General features: G+C 42.0%; 11 protein-coding genes and 1 pseudogene. 5 read left to right on the top strand and 7 right to left on the bottom strand.

The features are described 5' to 3' along the window. Window positions 1-381 precede the first annotated feature (381 nt). The 3 genes and pseudogenes from L6H65_RS01485 to L6H65_RS01475 all read right to left on the bottom strand — a co-directional run. On the bottom strand, window positions 382-924 hold the full coding sequence (locus L6H65_RS01485) for a hypothetical protein (protein ID WP_236338517.1): 543 nt from the start codon (window positions 922-924) through the stop codon (window positions 382-384). Window positions 925-1,138: 214 nt separating this feature from the next. Next, window positions 1,139-1,456, bottom strand: coding sequence for a hypothetical protein (locus L6H65_RS01480; protein ID WP_236338516.1), 318 nt, complete (start codon window positions 1,454-1,456; stop codon window positions 1,139-1,141). Next, a pseudogene (locus L6H65_RS01475) lies at window positions 1,399-2,130 on the bottom strand (polymorphic toxin-type HINT domain-containing protein); the annotation flags it as partial. The gene L6H65_RS01480 and the pseudogene L6H65_RS01475, both read right to left, overlap by 58 nt. Before the next feature lie 657 nt (window positions 2,131-2,787). On the opposite strand from L6H65_RS01475, the gene yunB reads away from it, so the two are divergent. Then, window positions 2,788-3,627 carry a sporulation protein YunB gene (yunB, locus tag L6H65_RS01470; RefSeq protein ID WP_236338515.1) on the top strand — a complete coding sequence of 280 codons (840 nt, stop codon included), beginning with the start codon at window positions 2,788-2,790 and terminating at the stop codon, window positions 3,625-3,627. Between the two features lie 97 nt (window positions 3,628-3,724). On the opposite strand, the gene L6H65_RS01465 is transcribed toward yunB, so the two are convergent. From L6H65_RS01465 to L6H65_RS01450, 4 genes are all read right to left on the bottom strand, one after another. Continuing rightward, window positions 3,725-4,756, bottom strand: coding sequence for a M23 family metallopeptidase (locus L6H65_RS01465; protein ID WP_236338541.1), 1,032 nt, complete (start codon window positions 4,754-4,756; stop codon window positions 3,725-3,727). Window positions 4,757-4,943: 187 nt separating this feature from the next. After that, window positions 4,944-6,176: a site-specific integrase gene (locus L6H65_RS01460; RefSeq protein WP_236338514.1), complete on the bottom strand. Its 1,233-nt coding sequence runs from the start codon at window positions 6,174-6,176 to the stop codon at window positions 4,944-4,946. 171 nt (window positions 6,177-6,347) lie between these two features. Continuing rightward, window positions 6,348-6,566 (bottom strand): helix-turn-helix domain-containing protein, encoded by a 219-nt coding sequence (locus L6H65_RS01455; RefSeq protein ID WP_236338512.1) that lies wholly within the window; start codon window positions 6,564-6,566, stop codon window positions 6,348-6,350. A gap of 238 nt (window positions 6,567-6,804) precedes the next feature. After that, complete coding sequence (locus L6H65_RS01450) at window positions 6,805-7,122, bottom strand: helix-turn-helix domain-containing protein (RefSeq protein ID WP_236338510.1); 318 nt, start codon at window positions 7,120-7,122, stop codon at window positions 6,805-6,807. A gap of 153 nt (window positions 7,123-7,275) precedes the next feature. On the opposite strand from L6H65_RS01450, the gene L6H65_RS01445 reads away from it, so the two are divergent. From L6H65_RS01445 to L6H65_RS01430, 4 genes are all read left to right on the top strand, one after another. Continuing rightward, window positions 7,276-7,503 (top strand): helix-turn-helix domain-containing protein, encoded by a 228-nt coding sequence (locus tag L6H65_RS01445; protein ID WP_236338509.1) that lies wholly within the window; start codon window positions 7,276-7,278, stop codon window positions 7,501-7,503. 46 nt (window positions 7,504-7,549) lie between these two features. Further along, on the top strand, window positions 7,550-7,858 hold the full coding sequence (locus L6H65_RS01440; protein WP_371877611.1) for a DNA-binding protein: 309 nt from the start codon (window positions 7,550-7,552) through the stop codon (window positions 7,856-7,858). Window positions 7,859-7,974: 116 nt separating this feature from the next. Continuing rightward, window positions 7,975-8,226 (top strand): helix-turn-helix domain-containing protein, encoded by a 252-nt coding sequence (locus L6H65_RS01435; protein ID WP_236338539.1) that lies wholly within the window; start codon window positions 7,975-7,977, stop codon window positions 8,224-8,226. A gap of 3 nt (window positions 8,227-8,229) precedes the next feature. Beyond that, complete coding sequence (locus L6H65_RS01430) at window positions 8,230-8,493, top strand: hypothetical protein (protein WP_236338508.1); 264 nt, start codon at window positions 8,230-8,232, stop codon at window positions 8,491-8,493. The last annotated feature ends 134 nt before the right edge of the window (window positions 8,494-8,627 follow it).

Below are 8,627 nucleotides of genomic sequence, written 5' to 3'. Positions count from 1 at the left end.
AAACAAGCCGGATACACATTTTTCTCGGAGCATTACAAGACTGTACAGACGTAAACTTAGGAACCGCCGTGTACCGAACGGTATGCACGGTGGTGTGGAAGGTCGGCTACTCAACTAATGGGTAGCCTCCTATCCGATTTGAGGGGGACAACCGGCAATATCGAAACCCGTGGAGCTGTTTAGCGTCCGCGAAGCCTCGCTCAATGGTTCTCCTGTCGTTTCCGGTAGAACCGATTGAATAAATGACTATAAGCGAAATCAATAACTCCTGGAAATTCCTCAGATTTAGTTATTGATGTTTAGCAGAAAGACCCTGAGGCTTTCCTCAAGGTCTTAATGTCATAAGTGCTTTTAATTAGAGCGAGGTGGAAACAAGAACCGTTATTTTTTGCCTCTCAGGACCTCATAAACTTCACCACAGTAAAGTGGTTGGGATATGACTCCTAATGGTAAACCGAAAATTGAAAAGAACTTCTCTCTTTTGTCACTAAATATTTTCTTACTTCGTTCCATTTGAATATCGTTATTAAAATCTAATACTTCATGCAACTTCATATTCAATACATTCAGGTCCAGCTTCCCGGAAATATTTTCGCATAATTCTAAAGCTTTCTCGAATATTCCTTCTGGATTACATATAGCAAATCTTAAACTTAATTCTTTAACCGTTTCTGTTTTTTCTCCTGAATTAATTTCAATTTCAATAATACTCGATTCGTCTACATAAGAAAAATAACATTCCGGATCGTTAGTAGGCCACTTATTTATAGGAGCATACACGGCGACATTTTCTAATGATAATAGAACATCGGTAACTGTAGAAAAAAGAATCGAATCGTCACCGTATGTTTCCCATCCATCATCAGCAAGTGTAGCTTTGTTCTTTTTGGGATATAGAAGAAAATTATAAGATTCTATCCCCATACTATCTACCTCCTGCTTCATAAGTCTGTATTAGTAACTCATCAGGTGGTAACTTTCCAAGTATTCTTTAATTCGATTTCAGTAATGCTCTCAATTGGAACTTCATTAATCCCTGCATACCTTGCAGCCGCCGCTCTTGCCTCTCAAGATTTCTTTAAAAATCTTTATAATTATCGAACTTGAAACTCATAGCCTAACATCAAAATATTAGTAATTATAAATTAGATAATGAAAAGTTAGGATGAAAACCAATTGAAATCAATTTTTCACCACTCATAATATACAATGTAGAATTTTCATTGTATATTTTATTCACGTCAGTCAGTCTTAAATCAAAAATTGGATTAGGACAGTCTCTTTGGGTTAAAGAGAGGATACATTCTTTTTCATAAATGGATATGGTCAATATCAATTTAAAGCCGTACTTGTCCTCCTTTTTAAAAATATTCATTCCTGCTTCGGGTTCTCCAATCACTATTGGCTCACTTTCAAATAGTTCCAGAAGTTCGTACTGGTCATAGATTGTAAACATAGAGCGTATCTCCTATTTAGGGATAACAGTAATAACATCACCATTGGTGGAAAGCCACGAGAATCTACATATTTCTTTATATAGTCATTATACTCTTTTGTGCCCGGTATAAGCCCTTTACTTTGTGCTGATTGCTTTGCTCTTGTTGTTAACTCTGCCCTCACCTCAATCGTATTAGGGGCCATTCTTTCGAGTGCATGCTCAGAATATTTTCGACCATTGATCGTATCTCCGCCCCGTGCCATACTCCATCCACAATCCGTGTTATGCACCCATATCCCAATATCCGTCACATAATACGTATGGAATTCAGCAACAGTAAAGTTGTAAACCTTGACCTTTTCTTCGTGCTTAACAATTTTGATGTTGTCAATCTTCAAGGTATTCCCGTTACTCTGCTGTAATTTGTCCCCAAACTGCAAGTCAACCGCTAGTATCCAACCTTTATCTTCCACTCAAAACGGATGATGGTCGGTTGTTTCAATGACTTGGTTGCCTACAGTTAGTTCATAGGTGATTTCCTTATCATTTCGATATAGATGGGTGACCTCCTTATAAGCCTGCTCTCCAGTCTCTTCATTCTTCGAGAGAACCTTATCTCCGACCTGAATGTCCTCAATATTCTTTTCCCCTTGGTCTGTCTGAACCTTGGTTCCCGCTGTGAAACAATTACAGTTGAGAGGGGCGTATTACTCCAATAATTCTATAGCTTCTCCAAAGGGAGATTACTGCTTTTTATGTGCGGCTCATCACTAACGGCGACTGCCCAAGCCCGCTTGACCATAACTCGTCAAGAATCAATTCCCAACAGAATGACCATTTCCAAGTGTGGAATGCTAAAAATTTGCTAAATAAAATTCACATCCATTTACAAATAATCATTTTTAGTAGAAGCTAAAAAAGTGGACCGATCATTAAAATATGAATAAAAATGGAGGCTGTTTTGGTGTTACACAATTCATGGTCATCAAGATTGGAAAAAAGTAATAATTATTGAGCTGCTTCAATCATGGGACCCAATTGTATGAGGAGAGATAGTATGGATGTGAAAAAAACGTTTACCTTTTTAAATAAAATTGTGAATCAAACTCCTTTCATTGGATGGATGATCCTTATTATCTTTACGTCTTGTGTTATTGTCACATCATACACTGCCGCGTACCACTTTGGACAATTTTTGGCCTCTCAAACTCATTGAAAATCGACTTCAAGAAGGGGAATCGGTAGTTTTGTTAGCGATTCACTTCGTTACGAATGCGCCTTCTTTTTCCAACGTATCCTGCATAAGCTTGGAAGTGGAAGCTGACCAAGTTATGCGAGGGGGGCAGGCGATGGCGAGATGGGGACGCAGAGGATGGCGCAATCGCGGCCGAAGCAGCGGTCGTCGCCGGAGCAGCACAGGGAAGCTGAGCCGCCGTAAGCTGTGGCTGTTTATTCTGCTTATTGTGTTCCTGTTTATGATGCAGAGCTTTATTTATATTGAGAGAAATCTGCGGGATCCGCTTATGCATGTTGCTGAAATTAGGGTCAAGCAGGTAGCTACGCAAGCGATTAATAAGGCGATATCCGAGCAGGTTGCGCATCAATCAAGCTTTGATAAGCTTGTGGACTGGAAGATGAGCGCGAACGGGAAGGTTTCCGGGTTCATGCTGAATTATGCCGAGCACATGCGCATCACCTCCCAGACCATCGAGACGGTGCAATCGATGCTGAATCAGATTGGCGACATTCCAGAGCATATTCCAATTGGTCAAGCGATGGGCAGCGCATTTATTGCATCCTACGGACCGCGAATTCCTGTAAAGTTTGAGCCGCTTGGAGCAGTGAAGGTTGATTTGAATACAAGGCAAAGCGATGCCGGAATCAATATGATTCTGGTAGAGGTATATATGCGGATTGTGGCGGAGGTCTCGATTATTATTCCTTTCGATACGAAGCCAGAGCTTGTCGATACGGAAATTCCAATCTCTTATCTGCTTGTTGTCGGTGATGTGCCGATGTACTATTACGACAATAATGGCAAGCCGGTCGGCGATTCAGCCGCCTCTGCTCCCAATATCTCGCTTCCAATGAGAACTGGCGCCGAGAATACGGAAGACATGAATAGCTCGGAAGAATCACTTCTGGAGCCAGGTCATTCAACACACCAAGAAGGAGATTTCCAGCAATAGTGTGCATCTATCATGAAAGCAAAAGCGGCAGCAGGTACGCGCATGATGATGCACGGACCCGCTGCCGCTTTTTGCAGCGTGAATCGGGTATTGAAAGTCAAGATTTACTTCGCTTCTGTCTTCGTTCAGCGCCCTCCCACTGCCGCAGCAGCGGGTAAGGATCAAAGGACCATTCCACAAGCCCTCGGTCGCGATAGACGCCATAATGCAGATGGGGCGGGAACTTCCCTTGTGTTCCGGGCTTGCCGTAGCCTGAGCTTCCAACCCAACCGACGACTTGTCCCGGATGCACGATCGACCCCACTTGAAGGGACTTGTCGTAGCCGGACAGATGGGCGTAATAGTGATAGATATTGTTCAGATCACGGATGCCAAGGCGCCAGCCGCCGTATGGATTCCAGCCCTTTATCTCAACGATGCCGTAACAGGTGCTGCGCACGGACACGCCATGATTAGCGAATATGTCTGTTCCTTCATGAATTCGATACCCGCCCCAACTGCGCCGCGTTCCCCATGTGCCTTTATAGGAATAGTTAGTTCCCACTGGGACTGGAAAAGCGTGATCAAACAAATCCAGCTTGCCGAAGGCGGCATAGATGAGCGAGAATTGCCGTATTCGCTGGACAGCCCGCGTATTGTGATAATAGTGCCATAAGCCGATTGCATAATCGTCTTCAGCAGCCCCATATTTCATCAGATGGTCTGCAATAGAGTAGAGCAGATCGATATCGTTGTTGCGGCTGGCGACGCCATCGCCGTTGCCGTCCTTGCCGATCCCGCTGAACCATCTGATGGAAGACGGAATCTGATCGTGAGTATCAGGATTCAGGTCGCCCACCCATTTGGATTCGGAGACGAAAATACTGATCCATTCGCCAAGCTGCTCTCTGGTTTTGGGCCGGGCCTTCGTAATCGTACGCTCGTATTGGTCTATTGCGGCGAGTCGATACCAGGGAATACCAGTAAAGGCGCTCATTTGCTCGTACAGCTCCAGTCGCTTGGCAAGTGGATTGACTGGGGATTTTGCTGCAGCGGCCGGAATGTGTTCAATGTGGCTTTCTCTATCTGTGGCAGCAGCGCAGGAACCGCTTCCGACTACCCCCAATGCGATACTGAGCAAACAACTCATGAATACAGTTCGACGAGAATAAATGCGTTTCAGCTTTTCCACCTCCACGGTTAATCGGGCTCTTGTTATCATTTGCAAATCATTGGTTTTTATCCGAAACATAAAATAATAAAATCAAAAAAAGCCCCTAAATCGTTGAGATTAAGGGCTTTTTTATTCACACAATTTAGATAAGTCACATAAAAAATCACGCTTTCTGCTCATTCTCTGCTGTTTGGTGTATTTGTAGTATGTCCCCAAATGTCATTTTTATTTTATCGACAGCTTTTTTCTTCATTTTTTCGGTCACATGTGAGTAAATTTTAAGTGTTGTCTCCATATGATCGTGCCCAACACGTTTCATGATTGTCTTAATATCGATCTCAGCCTCGGCTAACATCGAGACATGGGTGTGACGGAGAATGTGTGGAGTGGCGTTCTTTTTTATGGATGTCTTCTTGATAATACGTTCCATGCGAACGTACACAAGCCGCTGGGAGAAGGGGTGACCACTAGTTCGAGCAATAACAAAATTCTCGTCAACATATGGAACTCCAAGATTCATAGCTCGTTTCTTCATTTCCGCTTGTGCATTCTTGTGATCTTTAAGCATAGCGATAATACTGTCATCTACTTCAAACATTCTATTTGATCCCTTTGTCTTCGGCGGTGTCAGCTTATAGGCACGCTTATTTCCTCTTGGTGTGTAGTACGTTTTATTTATTCTGATTTCATTGGTTTCGAAATTTATATCGTTCCACTTTAGGGCACACAACTCGCCTGATCGCATGCCTGAGAACAACAAAAGAAAGAAAATCACTAAATCATTGTAGCGGCCGTGATCACGAACAGCACGTAAAAACTCAGCTATTTCCTCTCTCTCTAAATACTTGTTGTCAATTTTGTTGTTCTCCAGATCCTCAATAGTCTCTACTTTTTCAGGTATAACAGCTCCCATTGTTGGGTTGTCTACAAGATACTTATTGATAATGGCAAACTTAAATATCATGCCAGCAACAACATGTACTCCCTTAATCGAGTTTGTCGAGTATTCTTCATCATCGAGACTGTTAAGTGCATTCTGATAATCACGATTCGTTATCTTACCAATTCCAGTCTTAGGTATGTATCGAATTAACAGGCCTATTTGATCTTCCCTAATACGTATAGTGTTTTCCTTGACTTTACGCCGAGAGTATATATTCAACCACTCATTTGCAACCACCTCAAAACTTTTTTTCTTCAATGTTTTCTCGCTAATCCCGGAATTCTTTAAATTTTTAATAGCCTGGTTAACCCTTTCCTCGGCTTCTTTTTTGCTGTCTCCTCTTCGCGATATTTGTTTTCGTTCACCTGTAATCGGATCAGGCGGACCATCCGCCACACAAATATATTTATATCCCTGCTTGTTTTTCGCTTTGATCTTCGTGAAAGAAGCCATTATTATCATCTCCTTAACAAGAATGTATGTTCTATTCTCAGGTAAAATAAAAAGCCTCTAAGGGCCTAGTACAAATTAATTATTGCCTATTAAAAGTCATGCGCTTACAATATGATTACATCCATTTTGGTACTACTATAGTGGTACTCCATCGGTGAGAGTAGTATAGAACTACTCTTGCTGCTCGCCTTCCCATTCATACAAGCTTTCGACAGATACTTTTAGTACATCTGCAATAAGTTTAGCGGTCTGGATTGACATCATTCGACGCATAGTGCAGTAATCACTTAATCGCTGCTTAGGCAGTCCAGTTTCTCCAGCTAACCATATTTGTGTCTGTCCTTTTCTTGCAAGTATCTCAGGAACGCGGCAGCGGATGGGGTTAGCCATACGCGTACCTCACGGAAATATTTAGTTATTTCTCTTGCACGAACAGTTGTTCTCATTTATAGTAAGTAATACAACAATGCGGCTGCCTTTTATCACAATCTTAGAGGGGGAATCAGCTGGTGACGGTGGCAGAGAATGAAAAAAGGTTGATTGAGTATTTAGAAACCAAAAGCGATAATACAAAAAAAGTTATAGCTGATGAAATAAATAAATTAATCAATCAAAAGGGTAGTTGAGACTACTCTTTTTTAGTTGCAATTGTTGGTTCAAGTCTTTCTATTAAATCTAATATATAAAGCTGATCTTTATCACTAAGTTTTTTGAACCCCGCTAGAATTTTAGAATCCACAGTTGAAGCATTTTCTCTCCCGTGCAACCAATCTACTTTTATATTATATAAATCAACTAACTTGTTTAGAGTTTCATTGTCAGGCTCGGATTTATTGTTTTCATACTTTGATATCGTCGTATCATCTATCCCGATTATTCTCGCGACCTCCAGCTGTGTTAGCCGCTTATTCTTCCTAGCCTGCTTTAACCGCTCGCCAAAGTTCATGAAAATCAACCTCCTTTCATTTCTGAGTATATACGATTTGAAGCATCTTCAAAATACACTTGAAGAAAATTCTACTTTAACATTGACAACTTGAAGTTAATTCAAGTATAGTTTATTCATAACTTGAAGAAACGTCGATATGGAGGTGGATCAATGAATCCAAATGTACTTGAGAAATATCGTATAAAAAAAGGGCTCAATTGCAGTCAACTATGCGAATGTATGGGGAAAACAGCTGGATGGTATTCTCGCATTCGTTCTGGCCGTCACCCATTGAGAACAGAGCATATATCCAAGATGGCTCTTATATTTGGCGTAAGACCAGAAAAGCTGGCAAAAGAGTATTTCTCAAAAGAAAAACTCGACGATACTTCAATATAGTAACTCGTGTAGATTGATATGCCACATCAAAAGGAGTTGATTGTAGTTGCTAAAATTCGAATTTGATTATGAGCAATTACAAGGAATTATTAATGCCGCTGTCGATTCTGCAATTAAAAAGCATTCATTTTCCAGCAGCATGCCGCCCTTGCTTACGCGAACGCAGTTGATGGAGCTGTTGGAAATAGGTAGCACTAAAACATCCGAATTGCTCGGACGTAACGACTTCCCCGTTTGTCGCGAATTTGGGAATCCTCGTGTCCCCACTCATTTATTAATGAAGTGGATCGATGAGCACACCGAATGGATCAACAATAATGCAGGCACTAAATGGAAAAAAGGTGGAGCCGCATAAAAATTGCCGCCGTCAAATACGGCGGCACAATAGGGGAACGGTATGACTTAATTTTATAGCATCTGAATCGCCCTGTCGGTTCCAATTTGGAACAAAAAGGAGGATAGGTTGATTTGATGAAATTTGGGGCGATATTACAAGCGTGTCGTGAGAGAGCTGGATTGAGTCAAGAACAGTTAGCCGAGAAGCTGAACCGCTCAAGAAGCTGCATTAGCAAGATTGAGGGCGATAAGAAAACGCTTGATGCTGAAACACTGATTAAGTGGACGGATCTAACCAATGCAAGAGAAGTCGCGGTTTCGTTCTTTTGCGGCATGGATGGATTATCCATCATGCAGCATGTCATGCAATTTACTGTAGGAGGTTGAGATATGTCGAGAGACAAGCTGATTGCGGAGGCTAGGGCAGCTGGACGAGCTGCGCGGCACAATCTGAGATTTATCCAGAGCAATCCGGATAAGGTGGACCAAAGTAAGATGCCCTCAATGGAGGCGTACTTGCAAATGCTGATCAGATTCGAGGCTTATGAAAAGCAAAATGCCCAGCTGGCAGGCTGGACACCGTTACGGACCCGTTTGAAGAATCTCGTTATGTCCATTATAGCACATCCAGATATGAAGGTGCGAATGAAATGATCTTACTGGACGGCCATATATCTTGGATTGATATTGTCATAGTGGTTTTGGGAGTGATAGGGGCGGTCATATCGTTTGCCGCTCATTGCAAGAATCGAGTTAAATAACCTGAAGTCGTATCAAGGCAGAACCCT

It is taken from the genome of Paenibacillus plantiphilus (genome assembly GCF_927798095.1).
GTDB classification, from domain to species: Bacteria; Bacillota; Bacilli; order Paenibacillales; family Paenibacillaceae; genus Paenibacillus_Z; species Paenibacillus_Z plantiphilus.
This window is presented reverse-complemented; position numbering and strand designations above follow the sequence as displayed.

Excerpts from the sequence above, each read along its gene's own strand:
- L6H65_RS01485 (WP_236338517.1), bottom strand. The coding sequence starts at position 924 with ATGGGGATAGAATCTTATAATTTTCTTCTATATCCCAAAAAGAACAAA.
- L6H65_RS01480 (WP_236338516.1), bottom strand. The coding sequence starts at position 1,456 with ATGTTTACAATCTATGACCAGTACGAACTTCTGGAACTATTTGAAAGT.
- yunB (WP_236338515.1), top strand. The coding sequence starts at position 2,788 with ATGGCGAGATGGGGACGCAGAGGATGGCGCAATCGCGGCCGAAGCAGC.
- L6H65_RS01465 (WP_236338541.1), bottom strand. The coding sequence starts at position 4,756 with ATGAGTTGTTTGCTCAGTATCGCATTGGGGGTAGTCGGAAGCGGTTCC.
- L6H65_RS01460 (WP_236338514.1), bottom strand. The coding sequence starts at position 6,176 with ATGGCTTCTTTCACGAAGATCAAAGCGAAAAACAAGCAGGGATATAAA.
- L6H65_RS01455 (WP_236338512.1), bottom strand. The coding sequence starts at position 6,566 with ATGGCTAACCCCATCCGCTGCCGCGTTCCTGAGATACTTGCAAGAAAA.
- L6H65_RS01450 (WP_236338510.1), bottom strand. The coding sequence starts at position 7,122 with ATGAACTTTGGCGAGCGGTTAAAGCAGGCTAGGAAGAATAAGCGGCTA.
- L6H65_RS01445 (WP_236338509.1), top strand. The coding sequence starts at position 7,276 with ATGAATCCAAATGTACTTGAGAAATATCGTATAAAAAAAGGGCTCAAT.
- L6H65_RS01435 (WP_236338539.1), top strand. The coding sequence starts at position 7,975 with ATGAAATTTGGGGCGATATTACAAGCGTGTCGTGAGAGAGCTGGATTG.
- L6H65_RS01430 (WP_236338508.1), top strand. The coding sequence starts at position 8,230 with ATGTCGAGAGACAAGCTGATTGCGGAGGCTAGGGCAGCTGGACGAGCT.